Consider the following 18,347-nt stretch of genomic DNA (forward strand, 5'->3'; position numbering starts at 1 on the left):
GGCTGAGCTCCATGCGTGCCGAACGCGTCTTCGCGTACGGCGCCGCCGCCGGCCTCCTCGGCGACCTCCTCCTCGGCGATCCGCGCCGCGGACACCCGGTCGCCGCGTTCGGCCGTGCCGCCGGTGCCGTGGAACGAGTGCTGTGGCGCGACCACCGGGGCTGGGGCGCGCTGCACACCGCCGTGTGCGCCGGAGGCGCCGTCGCCCTCGGGGCCGCCGCCGCCCGGGCCGTACGCCCCTCCCCCGCCGCCTCCGTCGCGCTGACCGCCGCCGCCACCTGGGCCGTCGTCGGCGGGACCTCGCTCGCCCGCGAGGCCCGTGCCGTCGGCCGGGCGCTCCAGGCCGGGGACGTCGGGGCGGCCCGGGAACGGCTGCCGCACCTGTGCGGGCGGGACCCGCAGGCGCTGGACGCCGACGGCATCGCCCGGGCGGTCGTGGAGTCCGTCGCCGAGAACACCTCCGACGCGGTCGTGGGCGCCCTGGTGTGGGGTGCCGTGGGCGGTGTGCCCGGGCTGCTCGGCTTCCGTGCCGTGAACACCCTGGACGCCATGGTCGGCCACAAGTCGCCCCGCCACCGGCGCTACGGCTGGGCCTCCGCCCGCCTCGACGACCTGGCGGGCTGGCCGGGCGCGCGGCTCACCGCCGTCCTGGCGGCGGCGGCCGGAGACAACCCCCGGGGTGCCGTACGGGCCTGGCGGGCGGACGCCGCGAAGCACCCGAGCCCCAACGCCGGTCCCGTGGAGGCGTCGTTCGCGGGTGCCCTGGGCGTCCGGCTCGGCGGCACGCTCTCCTACGGCGGGCGCGTCGAACACCGGCCCGTGCTGGGCGGGGCGGCGGGACGCGCCGTCCGGGTCGACGACATCGACCGGGCGGTACGGCTCTCGCGGCGCGTGAGCTGGCTCGCGCTCGGCGTGTGCGCGGGCGCACGGCTGCTGTGGAAGAGAGGACGTACGTCATGAACGGTGGTCTCCTCGTCGCCGGCACCACCTCCGACGCCGGCAAGAGCGTCGTCACCGCCGGGATCTGCCGGTGGCTGGTGCGACAGGGCGTCAAGGTGGCGCCCTTCAAGGCGCAGAACATGTCCCTGAACTCCTTCGTGACCCGCGAGGGCGCCGAGATCGGGCGGGCACAGGCCATGCAGGCACAGGCGTGCCGGGTCGAGCCGACCGCGCTGATGAACCCGGTGCTGCTCAAGCCGGGCGGCGAGCAGAGCAGCCAGGTGGTGCTGCTCGGCAAGCCGGTGGGCGAGCTGAGCGCGCGCGGGTACCACGGCGGGCGGCAGCAGAAGCTGCTCGGGACGGTGCTCGACTGCCTGGCCGAACTGCGGGGCACGTATGACGCGGTGATCTGCGAGGGCGCGGGCAGTCCGGCCGAGATCAACCTGCGCCGGACCGACATCGTGAACATGGGGATCGCCCGGGGCGCCGGGCTCCCCGTCCTGGTCGTCGGCGACATCGACCGCGGGGGCGTGTTCGCCTCCTTCTTCGGGACGGTGGCGCTGCTGTCGCCCGAGGACCAGGCGCTGGTCGCGGGCTTCCTGGTCAACAAGTTCCGGGGGGACGTCTCGCTGCTGGAGCCCGGGCTCGACATGCTGCACGGCCTGACCGGGCGGCGGACGTACGGCGTCCTGCCGTTCCGCAACGGCCTCGGCATCGACGAGGAGGACGGGCTGCGGGTGTCGCTGCGCGGCGCGGTGCGGGAGTCGGCCGTCGCGGCGCCCGTCGGCGAGGACGTGCTCCGCGTCGCCGTCTGCGCGGTCCCGCTGATGTCCAACTTCACGGACGTGGACGCGCTGGCCGCCGAGCCGGGTGTCGTCGTGCGGTTCGTGGACCGGCCGGAGGAGCTGGCGGACGCGGATCTCGTGGTGGTGCCCGGCACGCGCGGAACAGTCCGGGCGCTGGAGTGGCTGCGGGAGCGCGGGCTCGCCGACGCACTCGTGCGCAGGGCCCGGGAGGGCCGTCCCGTGCTCGGTGTCTGCGGCGGTTTCCAGTTGCTCGGCGAGCACATCGAGGACGACGTCGAGAGCCGCCGCGGGCACGTCGACGGGCTCGGCGTCCTGCCCGTGCGCGTGCGGTTCGCCCGCGACAAGACCCTCACGCGGCCGGTGGGCGAGGCGCTCGGCGAGCGGGTCGAGGGCTACGAGATCCACCACGGGGTCGCCGAGGTGACCGGAGGGGAAGCCTTCCTCGACGGCTGCCGGGTCGGCCACACCTGGGGGACGCACTGGCACGGTTCGCTGGAGTCGGACGGCTTCCGGCGGGCCTTCCTGCGCGAGGTGGCCGCCGCCGCGGGCCGCCGCTTCGTACCGGCCCCCGACACCTCCTTCGCCGCGCTGCGCGAGGAGCAGCTCGACCGGCTCGGCGACCTGATCGAACAGCACGCGGACACGGACGCGCTGTGGCGGCTCATCGAGTCCGGCGCGCCGCAAGGACTGCCCTTCATTCCACCGGGAGCGCCCGCATGAGCACTGTGTTGTTGTTGTCGACCGCCGACACGGACCTGCTGGCGGCCCGAGCGTCGGACGCCGCCTACCGGATCGGCAACCCGACCCGGGTCGACGTCCGCGAGGAACTGCCGTCCCTCGTCCAGGGCGCGGACATCGCCGTCGTACGGCTGCTGGGCGGCAAGCGCGCCTGGGAGGACGGGCTCGCCGCGCTGAAGGCGGCGGGCGTCCCGACCGTGCTGCTCGGCGGGGAGTCCGTGCCGGACGCCGAGCTGATGGCCGAGTCGTCGGTGCCGGCCGGCGTCGTCGCGGAGGCGCTGCGCTACCTCGTCGAGGGCGGGCCGGCCAACCTCACGCAGCTGGCGCGGTTCCTGTCCGACACCGTGCTGCTGACCGGCGAGGGCTTCGACGAGCCGCGGAAGATGCCCGAGTACGGAGTCCACGGCTCCCGTACGGTCCTGGAGGGCCGCCCGACGGTCGGCGTACTCTTCTACCGCGCCCACGAGCTGAGCGGCAACACCGCCTTCGTCGACACCCTGTGCGACGCGATCGAGGCGCACGGCGCCAACTCCCTGCCCGTGTACTGCGGTTCGCTGCGCGGCGCGGACGCCGGGCTGTACGAGCTGCTGGGCCGGACCGACGCGCTGGTCGCCACCGTCCTCGCGGCCGGCGGCACGCACGCCTCGCAGGCGTCGGCGGGCGGCGACGAGGAGTCCTGGGACATCGGCGCGCTGGCCGACCTGAACGTCCCCGTGCTGCAAGGGCTCTGCCTGACCTCCTCGCGCGCCGCCTGGGAGGAGTCGGACGCCGCCCTGACCCCCATGGACGCGGCGATGCAGGTCGCGATCCCGGAGTTCGACGGCCGCCTGATCACCGTGCCGTTCTCCTTCAAGGAGCAGGGCCCCGACGACGTGCCGGTCTACGTCGCCGACCCCGAGCGGGCCGGGCGGGTCGCCGGGATCGCCGTCCGGCACGCGCGGCTGAAGCACAAGGCGAACGCGGACAAGAGGCTCGCGCTCGTCTTCACCGCCTACCCGACCAAGCACTCCCGCGTCGGCAACGCGGTCGGACTGGACACCCCCGCCTCGGCGGTGCGGGTCCTGGACGCGCTGCGGGACGCCGGGTACTCCCTCACCGAGTACCCCTCCGGCGGCGACGAGCTGATCCACCGGCTCATCGAGGCGGGCGGCCACGACGTGGAGTGGCTGACGGAGGACCAGCTGGCCGCGGCGCCCGCGCGGGTCCCGCTGGCGGACTACCGGGCGTGGTTCGAGCAGCTGGACCCCGGGCTGCGGGACGCGATGACCGAGGCGTGGGGCGAACCTCCGGGCTCCCTGTACGTCGACGGGGACGACATCGTGCTGGCGTCCCTCCAGTTCGGGAACGTCGTGGTCATGATCCAGCCGCCGCGCGGCTTCGGGGAGAACCCGATCGCGATCTACCACGACCCGGACATGCCGCCGTCGCACCACTACATGGCGGCCTACCGGTGGCTGGAGAACAGCTTCGGCGCCGACGCGATCGTGCACATGGGCAAGCACGGCACGATGGAGTGGCTGCCGGGCAAGGGGCTCGGGCTGAGCGCCGGGTGCGCGCCGGACGCCGTCCTCGGCGACCTGCCGCTGATCTACCCGTTCATCGTCAACGACCCCGGCGAGGGCACCCAGGCCAAGCGGCGCGGGCACGCCACGGTCGTCGACCACCTGGTGCCGCCGATGGCGCGTGCCGACACCTACGGCGACCTGGCCAAGCTGGAGCAGCTGCTCGACGAGTACGCGCTGGTCTCCGACCTGGACCCGGCGAAGGCGCCGGCCGTGCGCGCGCAGATCTGGACGCTGGTCAAGGCCGCCGAGCTGCACCACGACCTGCACGTCGACGACCAGCCGGACGACGACGAGTTCGACGAGTTCGTCATGCACATCGACGGCTACCTGTGCGAGATCAAGGACGTGCAGATCCGGGACGGGCTCCACATCCTCGGCGGCGGCCCGGTGGGCGAGCCGCGCGTGAACCTCGTGCTGGCGGTGCTGCGCGCCTCGCAGGTGTGGGGCGGGCAGGCGAACGCGCTGCCGGGGCTCAGGGCGTCCCTCGCCGAGCACTTCGGTCTGGTGGAGAAGGAGCTGCTCGCCGAGCCGGGCGCGCCGGTCAAGGTGCCGGTGGAGCTGACGGACCTGGTGGAGGGGCCCTCCCGCAGCGCCGCCGACGCGCTCGACCTGCTGGAGCAGCTGTGCCGGCGGATCGCGGAGGGGATGGAGTCCCGGGCGTGGGACATCGCGGCGGCACCGGGTCTGGTGCGCGAGGTGCTGGGCACCGAACTCCCCGACGCGCTCGCGGTGCTGGAGTTCGCCTGCACGGAGGTCGTGCCGCGCCTCGCCCGGACGACGGACGAGATCGGGCACATCCTGCGGGCCCTGGACGGCGGTTACGTCCCGGCCGGGCCGTCCGGTTCACCGACGCGCGGCCTGGTCAACGTGCTGCCGACCGGACGGAACTTCTACTCCGTCGATCCCAAGGCGATCCCGTCCAGGCTGAGCTGGGAGGTCGGCCAGTCGCTGGCGGACTCGCTGGTGCAGAGGTACCTGAGCGACACCGGGGAGTACCCGAAGTCCGTCGGCCTCACGGTCTGGGGCACGTCCGCGATGCGCACCCAGGGCGACGACATCGCCGAGATCCTGGCGCTGCTGGGCTGCCGGCCCGTCTGGGACGACGCGTCGCGCCGGGTCACCGGCTTCGAGGTCGTGCCGCTGGAGGAGCTGGGCCGGCCGCGCATCGACGTCACGGTACGCATCTCGGGCTTCTTCCGGGACGCGTTCCCGCACGTCGTCGGGCTGATCGACGACGCGGTGCGGGCGGTGGCGGAACTGGACGAGCCCGCCGGGCAGAACTACGTCCGGGCGCACGCCGACGAGGACACCGCCGAGCACGGCGACCGGCGGCGCGCGACGGCCCGTGTCTTCGGCTCCAAGCCGGGCGCGTACGGCGCCGGTCTGCTGCCGCTGATCGACGCCCGCAACTGGCGCTCGGACGCGGACCTCGCCGAGGTGTACGCGGTGTGGGGCGGTTACGCCTACGGGCGCGGGCTGGACGGGCGTGCGGCGCGCGGGGACATGGAGACGGCGTTCCGGCGGATCGCGGTGGCCGCGAAGAACGTCGACACCCGCGAGCACGACCTGGTCGACGCGGACGACTACTTCCAGTACCACGGCGGCATGGTCGCCATGGTGCGGCACCTGACGGGCGCGAACCCCGAGGCGTACGTGGGCGACAGCGCCGTACCGGACCAGGTGAGGACCCGCACCCTGGGCGAGGAGACCCACCGCGTCTTCCGCGCCCGCGTGGTCAACCCGCGCTGGATGGCGGCGATGCGGCGGCACGGCTACAAGGGCGCCTTCGAGATGGCGGCCACCGTCGACTACCTCTTCGGCTACGACGCCACGGCCGGGGTCGTGGACGACTGGATGTACGAGAAGCTCAGCGCCGAGTACGTCTTCGCCCCGGAGAACCGGGACTTCATGAAGAAGTCCAACCCCTGGGCGCTGCGCGGCATCACCGAACGGCTGCTGGAGGCGGCCGACCGCGGCCTGTGGGCCGAGCCGGACGCGTCGACGCTGGAGCGGCTGCGCGCCACCTACCTGGAACTCGAAGGCGACCTCGAAGGCGACTCGGAGGGTGACGACAAGTGAGTACCCCGTTCCCGTTCACGGCCGTCGTCGGCCAGGACGACCTGCGGCTCGCGCTGCTGCTGAACGCCGTGTCCCCGGCGGTCGGCGGGGTGCTGGTGCGCGGCGAGAAGGGCACTGCCAAGTCCACGGCCGTGCGGGCGCTCTCGGCGCTCATGCCGGAGGTGGACGTCGTCTCCGGGTGCCGTTTCTCCTGTGATCCCGCCTCCCCCGACCCCGGCTGCCCGGACGGGCCGCACGCGCCGGGGGGCTTCGAGTCCCGTGCGGCGCGGATGGTCGAGCTGCCGGTCGGTGCCTCCGAGGACCGGCTGGTCGGCGCGCTGGACATCGAGCGGGCGCTCGCGGAGGGCGTGAAGGCGTTCGAGCCCGGCCTGCTGGCCGACGCGCACCGCGGGATCCTCTACGTCGACGAGGTCAACCTCCTCCACGACCATCTCGTGGACCTCCTGCTGGACGCCGCCGCGATGGGCGCCTCCTATGTCGAGCGCGAGGGCGTCTCCGTGCGGCACGCGGCGCGTTTCCTGCTCGTCGGCACCATGAACCCCGAGGAGGGCGAGCTGCGCCCGCAGCTGCTCGACCGGTTCGGGCTGACCGTGGAGGTCGCGGCCTCGCGGGAGCCCGACCAGCGGGTGGAGGTCGTCCGGCGCCGGCTGGCGTACGACGACGACCCGGCCGGCTTCGCGGCGCGCTGGGCCGGCGAGGAGGCCGCCGTGCGGGCGCGGATCGCGGCGGCGCGGGAGCTGCTGCCGCGGGTGCGGCTCGGGGACGGGGCGCTGCGGCAGATCGCGGCGACCTGTGCCGCCTTCGAGGTGGACGGGATGCGGGCCGACATCGTGATGGCCCGGACGGCCACCGCGCTGGCCGCCTGGGCCGGGCGGACCGACGTGCTCGCGGAGGACGTGCGGCAGGCGGCGCTGCTGGCACTCCCCCACCGACGGCGGCGCAATCCCTTCGACGCGCCGGGGCTGGACGAGGACAAGCTCGACGAGACGCTGGAGGAGTTCTCCGGCGACGGCGAGGGCCAGGGCGACGACGACCCGGACCCCGGCCCGGACGGGCCCGGCGGGGGCGGCGGCGGTGAACCGGCCCCCGGCGTCCCTCCGCAGGGCGGTGACACCGGGGCGCGTCCCGAGGGCGGGGAGGGCGGCGAGCCTCAGCCGTCCGGCGCGGGCGAGCAGTCCGCCGTACGCGCCGCCGAGCCGTTCCGCTCGAAGGTGCTGAGCGTGCCGGGCATCGGCGAGGGCGCAGCCGGGCGGCGGTCGCGGGCGCGGACCGAGCACGGGCGGACGACCGGGGCCCGGCGGCCGAAGGGGGCGCTGACCAAGCTGCACCTGGCGGCGACCGTGCAGGCGGCCGCCCCGCACCAGCGGGCGCGCGGCCGGTCGGGGCCGGGGCTGGTGATCCGCCGGGACGACCTGCGGCAGGCCGCGCGCGAGGGCCGCGAGGGCAACCTCGTGCTGTTCGTCGTGGACGCCTCCGGGTCGATGGCGGCGCGGCAGCGGATGAGCGCGGTCAAGGGTGCCGTGCTGTCGCTGCTGCTCGACGCCTACCAGCGGCGGGACAAGGTGGGGCTGGTGACCTTCCGGGGCTCCGCCGCCGACGTCGCGCTGCCGCCGACCTCGTCGGTGGACGCGGCGGCGGCCCGGCTGGAGTCGCTGCCGACCGGCGGGCGTACGCCGCTCGCGGCCGGGCTGCTCAAGGCGCACGAGGTGCTGCGCGTGGAGCGGCTGCGGGACCCGGCACGGCGCGCTCTGGTCGTGGTGGTGACCGACGGGCGGGCCACCGGTGGGCCGGAGCCGGTGGCGCTCGCGGGGCGGGCGGCGCGGCTGTTCGCGGCCGAGGGGACCGCGTCCGTGGTCGTGGACTGCGAGTCCGGGCCGGTCCGGCTGGGGCTGGCCGGGCAGCTCGCGGGCGAGCTGGGCGGCACGGCGGTGACGCTGGACGAACTGCGGGCGGACAGCATCGCCGGACTGGTGAAGGACGTGCAGAGGAGGGCCGCGTAATGCCTCAGGGACAGCCGAGTGTGATCCCGGACGACGGGCTGACGACCCGTCAGCGACGCAACCGGCCGCTGGTCGTCGTGCACACGGGCGTGGGCAAGGGCAAGTCGACCGCCGCCTTCGGGCTGGCGCTGCGGGCCTGGAACCAGGGGTGGCCGATCGGGGTGTTCCAGTTCGTGAAGTCGGCCAAGTGGAAGGTCGGCGAGGAGAACGCGCTGCGGGTGCTGGGCGCCTCCGGTCAGGGCGGCAGCGTCGACTGGCACAAGATGGGCGAGGGCTGGTCCTGGGTCCAGCGCGATGCCCAGATGGACAACGAGGAGAAGGCCCGCGAGGGCTGGGAGCAGGTCAAGCGGGACCTGGCCGCCGAGACGTACCGGCTCTACGTGCTGGACGAGTTCGCGTATCCGATGCACTGGGGCTGGGTCGACACCGACGAGGTGATCGACGTGCTGCGCGACCGTCCCGGCACCCAGCACGTGGTGATCACCGGGCGGAACGCGCCCGGGAAGCTGGTGGACTTCGCCGACCTGGTGACCGACATGTCCAAGGTCAAGCATCCGATGGACGCCGGCCAGAAGGGTCAGAGAGGCATCGAGTGGTGACGTCCGTGCCCCGGCTGGTGATCGCCGCGCCCTCCTCGGGCAGCGGCAAGACCACCGTCGCCACGGGACTGATGGCCGCGCTCACCGGGCGCGGGCTGTCCGTGTCCCCGCACAAGGTCGGTCCCGACTACATCGACCCCGGCTACCACGCGCTCGCCACCGGGCGCGTGGGGCGGAACCTGGACGCGTACCTGTGCGGTCCCGAGCTGGTCGGGCCGCTGTTCCTGCACGGCTCGCTCGGATGCGACATCGCCGTCGTCGAGGGCGTGATGGGGCTGTACGACGGGGCCGCCGGGGAAGGTGAACTGGCGTCCACCGCCCATGTCGCCAAGTTGCTGCGGGCGCCGGTGGTGCTCGTGGTCGACGCGTCCTCGCAGTCGCGGTCGGTGGCGGCGCTGGTGCACGGGTTCGTGACGTGGGATCCGCAGGTGCGGGTCGGGGGCGTGATCCTGAACAAGGTCGCGTCCGACCGGCACGAGGCGCTGCTGCGGGAGGCGTTGGACTCCGTCGGGGTGCCCGTGCTCGGTGTGCTGCGGCGGGCTCCCCAGGTCGACACGCCGTCGCGGCACCTGGGGTTGGTGCCGGTCGCCGAGCGGCGGGCAGCTGCGGTCGACGCCGTTGCCGCGATGGCCACGCAAGTACGCGAAGGGTGTGATCTGGAGGCGTTGGTCGCGCTCGCGCGGAGTGCGGGGGCGTTGTCCTGTGCGGCTTGGGATGCGGCTGAGGTGCTGGGGTCCTCGCCTCCGCCGCCCCTTCCCGGCACGACCCCGGACTCCCGCTCTCGGCCTGAACGGCCTCGTCCTCGAACGCCGGGCGGGCTGGAGCGTGTTGCCGTCGCCGGTGGGGCCGCGTTCACGTTCTCCTATGCCGAGCACGCCGAACTGCTCGCCGCTGCCGGGGCCGAGGTCGTCGTCTTCGATCCCCTGCGGGACGAGGAGCTGCCCGAGGGGACCCGGGGGCTGGTCGTCGGGGGTGGGTTTCCCGAGGTGTACGCCGCCGAGCTGTCCGCCAACGAGCCGCTGCGGAGGGCCGTCGCCGAGCTGGCCCTCGGCGGCGCACCCGTCGCCGCCGAGTGTGCGGGGCTGCTCTACCTGTGCCGGGAGCTGGACGGCAAGCCCATGTGCGGGGTGCTGGACGCCTCCGCCCGGATGTCCGGGCGGCTCACCCTGGGCTACCGGGACGCCGTGGCCGTCGGCGACAGCGTGCTGGCCGGCGCCGGGACGCGGATGCGGGGGCACGAGTTCCACCGGACGGTCGTGGAGCCGGGGGCCGGGCCGGCGCCCGCCTGGGGAGTGCGCGCGCCCGAGCGGCGCGTCGAGGGTTTTGTACAGCGCGGTGTGCACGCGAGCTATCTGCACACGCACTGGGCGTCCGAGCCCGGTGTGGCCCGTCGGTTCGTGGAGAGGTGCCGGACGTCATGAGCAGCCATCTGGTCGGGGTCGGGGTCGGTCCCGGTGATCCGGAGCTGGTGACCGTCAAGGGCGTCAACGCCCTGCGGGCGGCCGATGTCGTCGTCGTACCCGTGATGGACACGGGCGAGCGGGGGCGGGCCGAGGCGACCGTGCTGCACTACGTGCCCGGGGAGAAGGTCGTCCGGGTGGTGTTCGCGCTGAACGAGCGCACCGACCGGGCCCGCCGCGAGGCCGCCTGGGACGCGGCCGGGGAACGGGTGGCCGCCCTGCTGCGGGACCACGGCTCCGTCGCCTTCGCGACCATCGGCGACCCCAACGTCTATTCGACGTTCACGTATCTCGCGCAGACCGTCGGCGAACTGGTGCCGGGCACCGTCGTGGAGACCGTGCCGGGCATCACCGCCATGCAGGACCTCGCGGCGCGCTCCGGGGCCGTGCTCACCGAGGGGACCGAGCCGCTGACGCTGGTGCCGGTCACCGCGGGGGCCGCGGTGCTCAAGGAGGCCCTGGCCGGACCGGGAACGGTCGTCGCGTACAAGTTCGGCCGGCAGGCGGCCGAGGTCGCCGAGGCGCTGCGGGAGACCGGGCGGCTCGACGACGCCGTGTGGGGCTCGGCGCTCGGGCTGCCGGAAGAGTCGGTGCGGCCCGCCGCCGAGCTGGACGGCGGACCGCTGCCGTATCTGTCGACGCTCATCGCGCCCGCGCGGCGCGACGGCGGGCGGGGCGGCAAGCTGTGACCCGTCCGGGGGACGGTCGCTCATTCGGCGATGCCCACCACCAGCCAGATGAACGCCGCTCCCGCGACCGTGCACAGCAGGGTCGAGCGCGCGGGGTGCTCGTGATGGGCCTCGGGCAGGATCTCGGCTGCGGCGAGGTAGAGCAGCGCGCCGCCGAAGAGGCCGAGATAGGCGCCGAGCACCTGCTCGGGGATGGTGAACAGCAGCGTGGACGCGGCGCCCGCCACCGGCGCGAAGGCGTCGGCGACCAGCATGGCGACGGCCCTGCGGCGGGCGTTCCCGTAGAGGCTGGTCAGTGTGTAGGTGTTGAAGCCGTCCGCGAAGTCGTGGGCGATCACCGCCAGCGCGACCGCCGCGCCCATGCCGCCGCCGACCTGGAAGGCCGCGCCGATCGCCACGCCGTCCATCGCGCTGTGTCCGACCATCGCGGCGGCGGCCGTCAGGCCCACCTCGGGCGAGCGGTGGCCGTCCTCCTCGGCGCCGTGCGCGGCCCGGCGTGCGGCCAGCAGACGTTCCACCAGATGGGCGAGGAGGAACCCGGCGACGAACAGCAGCAGGGCCGCGGGGACGCCGAACACCTCGCGGTCCGCCGCCTCCAGCGCCTCCGGCAGCAGGTCCAGGCCGACCACGCCCAGCATCAGGCCGCCGGCCAGGCCGAGGACCAGATGACGCCGGTCGGTCACGCGCTGAGCCGTCCAGCCGCCGGCCAGCGTCATCAGGAACGCGCCGAGCGCGACGAAGACCGCCATGGGCCCTTGCTATCCGATCCGCCGCCGGTCGCGCACATCCGACCGCACGCGCGTTGACGTTCCGTTTGATGTTCCGTAGGACGAGAGGACTCGAACCCATGGCCGATGCCCCCACCGGCAAGGTGACCTTCGTCGGTGCCGGTCCCGGCGCCGCCGACCTGCTGACGTTCCGCGCCGCGCGCGCCATCGCCGAGGCCGACGTGGTGATCTGGGCGGCCAGCCTGGTGCAGGCGGAGGTCCTGCAGCACGCGCGGGAGGGCGCGGAGGTGCTGGACTCGGCGACGATGTCGCTGGAGGACGTCGTCGCCGTCTACCGCCGCGCCCGCGAGGAGGGCCTGAGGGTGGCCCGCATCCATTCCGGCGACCCGGCCCTGTGGGGCGGCACGCAGGAGCAGCTCGACCGGTGCGCTGAGATCGGCATCGCGACCGAGGTCGTGCCCGGCGTCTCGTCCTTCTCCGCGGTGGCCGCGCTGGCGCAGCGGGAGCTGACCATCCCGGAGGTCGCGCAGTCCGTCGTCCTGACCCGGCTGGGCGGCGGCAAGACGCCGATGCCGCCCGGCGAGGAGGTCCGCGAGTTCGCCAGGCACGGCACGACCATGGCGGTGTTCCTGTCCGCCGCCCGCAGCGGCCAGCTGGTGCGGGAGCTGCTGGAGGGCGGCTATCCCACGGACACCCCGGTCGTCGTCGCCTACCAGGCCACCTGGCCGGAGGAGCTGGTCGTGAAGTGCACGATCGGCACGCTGGAGGAGACGGTCAAGGAGCACAAGCTCTGGAAGCACACGCTGTTCCTGGTCGGCCCGGCCCTCGACGCGCACGGCACCCGCTCGCACCTGTACCACCCGGGTCACTTCCACGGCTACCGCCGGGCCGATCCCGAGGCCCGCAGGGCGCTGCGCACCCGGGGCGCGAGCACGTGATCACGGTCGTGGGCACGGGGACGGGGGCGCCGCCGCCCGAGGACGTCCTCGCCGGTGCGGAACTGGTGGTGGGCGGCCGGCGGCACCTGGACGCCGTACGGCTGCCGGGGACGGCCGAGCGGGTCGTGCTGGGCCCGCTGGCGCCCGCGCTCGACACCGTCGCGGAGTACGTCGGCAAGGAGCGGCCGGTCGTCGTGCTGGCCTCCGGCGACCCCGGGTTCTTCGGGATCGTGCGGGCGCTGGCCGAGCGGTTCGGGCCCGAGCGGCTCGACGTCCGCCCCGGTGTCTCCTCCGTCGCCGCCGCCTTCGCCCGCGTCGGTCTGCCGTGGGACGACGCCGTGGTCGCCAGCGCGCACGGGCGGGAGCTGCGGACCGCGGTGAACGTCTGCCGGGCCCATCCGAAGGTCGCCGTGCTGACGGGTCCGGGGACGGGTCCGGCGGAGCTGGGCGCCGCGCTCCGGGCCGACCCGCGCATCCTGGTCGTCGCGTCCGGGCTCGGCTCGGCGCGGGAGCGGGTGGAGCGGGTGACGCCCGCCGAGGCCGCCGCCCGTGACTGGGGTACGGCGGTGAGCGTGGTCCTGTGCCTGGACGAGAGGCGGGCGCTGGGCCCCGTACGGGCGGTCGCGGGACCGCTCGTCGAGTCCGCCGGCTGGGCTTTGGACGAGGCCGCGTTCGCGCACCGGGACTCGATGATCACCAAGTTCGAGGTGCGGGCCCTGGCCCTGGCCCGGCTCGGGCCCCGGCCGGGGGACCTGGTGTGGGACGTCGGCGCGGGCTCCGGGTCCGTGGGCGTGGAGTGCGCGCGGCTGGGCGCCGCGGTCACCGCGGTCGAGAAGACCCGGGACGGCGTGGAGCGGATCCGCGCCAACGCCGCGGCGCACGGTGTCGACGTCAGGGTCGTGCACGGGGCGGCGCCCGCGGTGCTGAGCGACCTCGACGATCCCGACGCCGTGTTCGTCGGCGGCGGCGGTCGCGAACTGCCCGCCGTCGTCACGGCCTGCGCCCGGCGCGCCCGGCGGTCCGTGGTCGTGGCCATGGCCGCGCTCGACCGGGTGCCGGCGGCCCGCGCGGCCCTGCTCGGCGCCGGGCTGGAGTGCGACGGGGTGCTGCTGCAGTCGTCCCGGCTCGCGCCGCTGCCGGGAGACGTGACCCGGCTCGCGGCGACCAATCCCGTTTTCCTGCTGTGGGGCGTCAGGCCCGCGGCGCGTGATGAAGGAGTAGTCCAGTGATCGGCCTTGTTTCCGCCACGGTGGCGGGCGCGGCTGCGCGCGACCGGCTGGCCGCGGCCTGGCCGGAGCGTACGCGCGTGTACGACGGTCCCGTCGGGGACGCCGTGCGGCGGGCGTTCGCCGAGTGCGAGCAGCTCGTGTGCTTCCTGGCCACGGGGGCCGTGGTCCGGCTCGTGGCACCGCTGCTGGACGACAAGCGGACCGACCCCGGGGTGGTGTGCGTCGACGAGGCCGGGCGGTTCGCGGTGCCGCTGGTCGGCGGGCACGGCGGGGGCGCCAACGACCTCGCCCGTGCGGTGGGCGAGGTGCTGGGCGCGGAGCCGGTGGTGACGACGGCGACGGACGCCGTGGGCCTGGCCGGCCTGGACACGCTCGGGCTGCCGGTGGAGGGTGACATCGCCGGTGTGTCGCGGGCGCTGCTCGACGGCGAACCGGTCGCGCTGCGCGCCGAGGTCGCCTGGCCGCTGCCGCCGCTGCCGGTCGCGGACGAGGGCGCGTACGTGATCCGCGTGACGGACCGTCTGGTCGAGCCCGCCGCCCGGGAGGCGGTGCTGCGTCCGCCGTCCCTGGTCGTCGGCGTCGGCGCCTCCAGGAACGCTCCCGCCGACGAGGTGCTCGGCCTGGTCGAGGGCGCCCTGCGGGACGCCGGCCTGTCCCCCGCGTCCCTCGCCGAGATCGCCACCGTGGACGCCAAGGCGGGTGAGCCCGGCATCGTGGCGGCGGCGGAGCGGCTCGGGGTGCCGTTGGTGACGTACCCCGCCGAGGAGCTGGCCCGCGTCGACGTGCCGAACCCGTCCGACGCGCCGCTCGCCGCCGTCGGGACGCCCTCCGTCGCGGAGGCGTCGGCGCTCGTCCGCGGGGGCGAACTGCTGGTGCCGAAGCGGAAGTCGGCGATGGCGACCTGTGCCGTCGTACGGCGGCCGGGACGCGGGCGGCTCGCGGTGGTCGGGCTCGGTCCGGGCGCCCGGGACCTGCTCACCCCGCGCGCGAAGGCGGAGCTGCGACGCGCTTCCGTACTGGTCGGCCTCGACCAGTACGTCGACCAGATCCGGGACCTGCTGCGGCCCGGCACCCGGATCCTGGAGTCGGGGCTCGGTGCCGAGGAGGAGCGGGCGCGCACGGCGGTCGCCGAGGCCCGGCGGGGTCGGGCGGTCGCGCTGATCGGCAGCGGCGACGCGGGGGTGTACGCGATGGCGTCGCCCGCGCTCGCCGAGGCGTCCGACGACATCGACGTGATCGGCGTCCCCGGCGTGACGGCGGCGCTGGCGGCCGGGGCGATCCTGGGGGCGCCGCTCGGTCACGACCACGTGTCGATCAGCCTCTCCGACCTGCACACGCCGTGGGAGGTCATCGAGCGGCGGGTGCGGGCGGCGGCCGAGGCCGACATCGTCGTGACGTTCTACAACCCGCGCAGCCGGGGCCGCGACTGGCAGCTGCCGAAGGCCCTGGCGATCCTCGCCGGGCACCGGGAGCCGACGACGCCGGTCGGTGTCGTGCGCAACGCCTCCCGCGCGGACGAGTCCAGCCGGCTGACCACGCTGGCCGCCCTGGACCCGGCGACGGTCGACATGATGACGGTCGTGACGGTGGGCAACACCGCGACCCGCGAGATCGCGGGCCGCATGGTGACGCCGCGCGGCTACCGCTGGCAGGAGGAGCCGAAGTGAACCGTGTGGTCCACCCCATCGAGCAGGAGTCCTTCCGGCGGCTGCGTGCCCGTCTGGACACCTCGCGCTTCCCGCCGCTGACCCGGGCGGTGGTGGAGCGGGTCATCCACTCCGCCGCCGACCTGGAGTACGCCTCCGACCTCGTCATGGACGAGGGCGAGCTGGCGAAGGCGCACGCCGCGCTGCACGGCGGGGCGCCCGTCGTCGTGGACGTGGAGATGGTCGCCGCCGGGATCACACGCCGGGAGACCGTGTGCCGGCTGAAGGACGCGAAGGCCGGTCCCGGGCTGACGCGTTCGGCGCACGCGATGCGGCTGGCGTACGAGGAGGTAGGACCCGGCGCCCTGTGGGTGATCGGCTGCGCGCCGACCGCGCTGGAGGAGCTGCTGACCCTGGACGCCGCGCCCGCGCTCGTCATCGGGCTGCCCGTCGGTTTCGTCGGGGCGGCCGAGTCCAAGGCCGCGCTCCGCGAGAGCGGGCTGCCCGCCGTGAGCAACGTGTCCGAGAAGGGCGGGTCGGCGGTCGCCGCCGCCGCGCTCAACGCCCTGCTGTACCACCCCGCTTCGGCGGACGAACCCGAGGAGAAACTGTGACCACCCCGCCCGCCCTGCTCATCGCCGGACACGGCACCCGGGACGAGGCCGGAGCCGAGGCGTTCCGCGACTTCGTGCGCGAGCTGGGCCGCCGCCACCCCGAACTGCCCGTCGCGGGCGGCTTCATCGAGCTGTCCCCGCCGCCGCTGGGCGAGGCGGTCGCCGAACTGGTGGAGCGGGGTGTACGCCGGTTCGCCGCCGTGCCGCTGATGCTGGTCTCCGCCGGGCACGCCAAGGGAGACATCCCGGCGGCTCTGGCCCGTGAGAAGGAGCGACACCCCGGCATCACGTACACGTACGGGCGTCCGCTGGGTCCGCATCCGGCGCTGCTGCGCGTGCTGGAGCGGCGGCTGCAGGAGGCGGTGGATCCCTCCTGGGACCGCTCGGAGGTGACGGTGCTGCTCGTCGGGCGCGGGTCGACGGACCCGGACGCCAACGCCGAGGTGTTCAAGGCGGCCCGGCTGCTGTGGGAGGGGCGCGGGTACGCGGGCGTGGAGACGGCGTTCGTGTCGCTGGCGAAGCCGGACGTGCCGGGGGGCCTGGACCGGTGCGCGCGGCTGGGGGCGCGGCGGATCGTGGTCCTGCCCTACTTCCTGTTCACCGGCATCCTCCCGGACCGGGTGCGGCAGCAGACCGAGGAGTGGGCCGCCGCGCACCCGGAGACCGAGGTGCGGTCGGCGGACGTCATCGGCCCCGAGCCGGAGCTGCTGGACCTGGTGTGGGAGCGGTACGAGGAGGCCGTCGAGGGCGACCTGCGGATGAACTGCGACAGCTGCGTGTACCGCATCGCGCTGCCGGGCTTCGAGGACAAGGTGGGGCTGCCGCAGCAGCCGCACTTCCACCCCGACGACGGCGGTCACCACCACCACGGGCACCATCACGGGCATGGACACGCACATTCCCATGCGCACTGAGCCCGAGCACGACCTGCGGCACCACGGGGACGCGGAGGTCCGCGACGACGGCTCGTCGCTGGTCGACCTCGCGGTGAACGTCCGCGCGGACACCCCCCCGGACTGGCTGCGGGAGCACATCGCCGGCTCGCTCGCCGCCCTCGCGGCCTACCCGGACGGGCGGGACGCGCGGGCGGCGGTGGCGGCGCGGCACGGCCTGCCGGTGGAGCGGGTGCTGCTGACGGCGGGTGCGGCGGAGGCGTTCGTGCTGCTGGCGCGGGCGCTGAAGGTGCGCCGGCCCCTCGTGGTGCACCCGCAGTTCACGGAGCCGGAGGCGGCGCTGCGGGACGCGGGCCACACGGTCGACCGGGTGCTGCTGCGTGCCGAGGACGGTTTCCGGCTGGATCCGGCGGCGGTGCCCGAGGACGCGGACCTGGTGGTGATCGGCAATCCGACGAACCCGACGTCGGTGCTGCACCGGGCGGACGCGATCACCCGACTGGCGCGCCCCGGGCGGACGTTGGTGGTGGACGAGGCGTTCATGGACGCGGTGCCGGGCGAGCGGGAGGCGCTGGCCGGACGGACGGACGTGCCCGGGCTCGTGGTGCTGCGCAGCCTCACCAAGACCTGGGGGCTGGCCGGGCTGCGGATCGGGTACGTGCTGGCGGCACCGGGGACGGTGGCTGAGCTGGAGCGCGCCCAGCCGCTGTGGCCCGTGTCCACTCCCGCGCTGGCGGCGGCCGAGGCGTGCGTGGCGCCGCGGGCCCTCGCGGAGGCCGCCCACGCCGCCCACCGCATCGCCGCGGACCGGGACCGTCTCGTCGCCGGTCTGCGCGGATTCGCCTCCGCCGGGTTGCGGGTCGTCGAGCCGGCCGAGGGGCCCTTCGTCCTCGTGCGGCTGCCGCGGGCCGCGGCGGTACGCCGCCGGTTGCGCGACCTCGGGTACGCGGTGCGGCGCGGGGACACCTTCCCGGGGCTGGACGAGGAGTGGCTGCGGCTGGCGGCACGGGACCGTGCCACGACGGACGGGTTCCTGCGGGCGCTGGGGCAGGCGCTGACGGTGTGACGGCGGCGGGCGTTACGCGGGGGGCCTCTGCTCTTCCCCGGCCCGCGCCCTGTCCGTCTCCCCAGCCGCGCCACGCGGCCGTGCCACCGCCGCCGCCGGACGGGAACCATCGGGCTCACCCCAACCCCCCACGCCCCCGGCCGACCGCCCCGGCCGGCCCGGTCGGCCGGGGGTCCGGCGCGGACAGGGGCCTCCCCACGCCCGTCACCTGGCCTCGGCGGCCGAGCGCCCGAAAGGGACAGGAGCCACCCACGCACCCCGGCCGACCGCCACGACCGAGCGACCGAACGGGACACACCCCCGACCCGACCCTCGCCACCGGCCACCCCACACCCCGTCAACCGGCCGGAACGGCCAGG

14 protein-coding genes are annotated in these 18,347 nt (G+C 75.0%); 13 read left to right on the forward strand and 1 reads right to left on the reverse strand.

Annotated features, from left to right (window positions below; genetic code table 11):
• Positions 1-11: 11 nt before the first annotated feature.
• The 7 genes from IE260_RS09730 to cobI are packed head-to-tail and all read left to right on the forward strand — an operon-like array spanning position 12 to position 10,874.
• On the forward strand, positions 12-959 hold the full coding sequence (locus tag IE260_RS09730) for a cobalamin biosynthesis protein (protein ID WP_189870117.1): 948 nt from the start codon (positions 12-14) through the stop codon (positions 957-959).
• A complete protein-coding gene (locus IE260_RS09735) occupies positions 956-2,464 on the forward strand; it encodes a cobyric acid synthase (protein WP_189870118.1) in 1,509 nt (502 codons plus the stop codon). The genes IE260_RS09730 and IE260_RS09735 overlap by 4 nt, the downstream gene beginning before the upstream one ends.
• Complete coding sequence (cobN, locus tag IE260_RS09740; RefSeq protein WP_189870119.1) at positions 2,461-6,126, forward strand: cobaltochelatase subunit CobN; 3,666 nt, start codon at positions 2,461-2,463, stop codon at positions 6,124-6,126. The genes IE260_RS09735 and cobN overlap by 4 nt, the downstream gene beginning before the upstream one ends.
• On the forward strand, positions 6,123-8,126 hold the full coding sequence (locus IE260_RS09745; RefSeq protein WP_189870120.1) for a putative cobaltochelatase: 2,004 nt from the start codon (positions 6,123-6,125) through the stop codon (positions 8,124-8,126). Before cobN ends, IE260_RS09745 begins: the two co-directional genes overlap by 4 nt.
• Positions 8,126-8,725 carry a cob(I)yrinic acid a,c-diamide adenosyltransferase gene (cobO, locus tag IE260_RS09750; RefSeq protein ID WP_189870121.1) on the forward strand — a complete coding sequence of 200 codons (600 nt, stop codon included), beginning with the start codon at positions 8,126-8,128 and terminating at the stop codon, positions 8,723-8,725. Before IE260_RS09745 ends, cobO begins: the two co-directional genes overlap by 1 nt.
• Positions 8,719-10,146, forward strand: coding sequence for a cobyrinic acid a,c-diamide synthase CobB (locus IE260_RS09755; RefSeq protein ID WP_189870122.1), 1,428 nt, complete (start codon positions 8,719-8,721; stop codon positions 10,144-10,146). The genes cobO and IE260_RS09755 overlap by 7 nt, the downstream gene beginning before the upstream one ends.
• Positions 10,143-10,874: a precorrin-2 C(20)-methyltransferase gene (gene cobI, locus IE260_RS09760; protein ID WP_189870123.1), complete on the forward strand. Its 732-nt coding sequence runs from the start codon at positions 10,143-10,145 to the stop codon at positions 10,872-10,874. The genes IE260_RS09755 and cobI overlap by 4 nt, the downstream gene beginning before the upstream one ends.
• Positions 10,875-10,894: 20 nt before the next feature.
• On the opposite strand, the gene IE260_RS09765 is transcribed toward cobI, so the two are convergent.
• Positions 10,895-11,623: a ZIP family metal transporter gene (locus tag IE260_RS09765; RefSeq protein ID WP_189870124.1), complete on the reverse strand. Its 729-nt coding sequence runs from the start codon at positions 11,621-11,623 to the stop codon at positions 10,895-10,897.
• 98 nt (positions 11,624-11,721) lie between these two features.
• Here IE260_RS09765 and cobM point away from each other — a divergent pair, with 98 nt between their 5' ends.
• Genes cobM through cobC form a run of 6 tightly spaced genes read left to right on the forward strand, consistent with a single transcriptional unit; the run spans position 11,722 to position 17,988 of the window.
• A complete protein-coding gene (gene cobM, locus IE260_RS09770) occupies positions 11,722-12,540 on the forward strand; it encodes a precorrin-4 C(11)-methyltransferase (RefSeq protein ID WP_189870125.1) in 819 nt (272 codons plus the stop codon).
• Entirely contained in the window at positions 12,537-13,769 is a 1,233-nt protein-coding gene (cbiE, locus tag IE260_RS09775; RefSeq protein ID WP_189870126.1) for a precorrin-6y C5,15-methyltransferase (decarboxylating) subunit CbiE, read from the forward strand. Before cobM ends, cbiE begins: the two co-directional genes overlap by 4 nt.
• On the forward strand, positions 13,766-15,436 hold the full coding sequence (cobJ, locus tag IE260_RS09780; RefSeq protein ID WP_189870127.1) for a precorrin-3B C(17)-methyltransferase: 1,671 nt from the start codon (positions 13,766-13,768) through the stop codon (positions 15,434-15,436). Before cbiE ends, cobJ begins: the two co-directional genes overlap by 4 nt.
• The gene (locus IE260_RS09785) at positions 15,433-16,029 is read left to right on the forward strand and encodes a precorrin-8X methylmutase (protein ID WP_189870128.1); all 597 of its coding nucleotides are present in this window, start codon (positions 15,433-15,435) and stop codon (positions 16,027-16,029) included. Before cobJ ends, IE260_RS09785 begins: the two co-directional genes overlap by 4 nt.
• Positions 16,026-16,943: a sirohydrochlorin chelatase gene (locus tag IE260_RS09790; protein WP_189870129.1), complete on the forward strand. Its 918-nt coding sequence runs from the start codon at positions 16,026-16,028 to the stop codon at positions 16,941-16,943. The genes IE260_RS09785 and IE260_RS09790 overlap by 4 nt, the downstream gene beginning before the upstream one ends.
• Positions 16,915-17,988 (forward strand): Rv2231c family histidinol phosphate aminotransferase CobC, encoded by a 1,074-nt coding sequence (gene cobC / locus IE260_RS09795; RefSeq protein WP_189870130.1) that lies wholly within the window; start codon positions 16,915-16,917, stop codon positions 17,986-17,988. Before IE260_RS09790 ends, cobC begins: the two co-directional genes overlap by 29 nt.
• Positions 17,989-18,347 lie beyond the last annotated feature (359 nt).

It is taken from the genome of Streptomyces viridiviolaceus (assembly GCF_014650995.1).
Lineage (GTDB): Bacteria > Actinomycetota > Actinomycetes > Streptomycetales > Streptomycetaceae > Streptomyces > Streptomyces viridiviolaceus.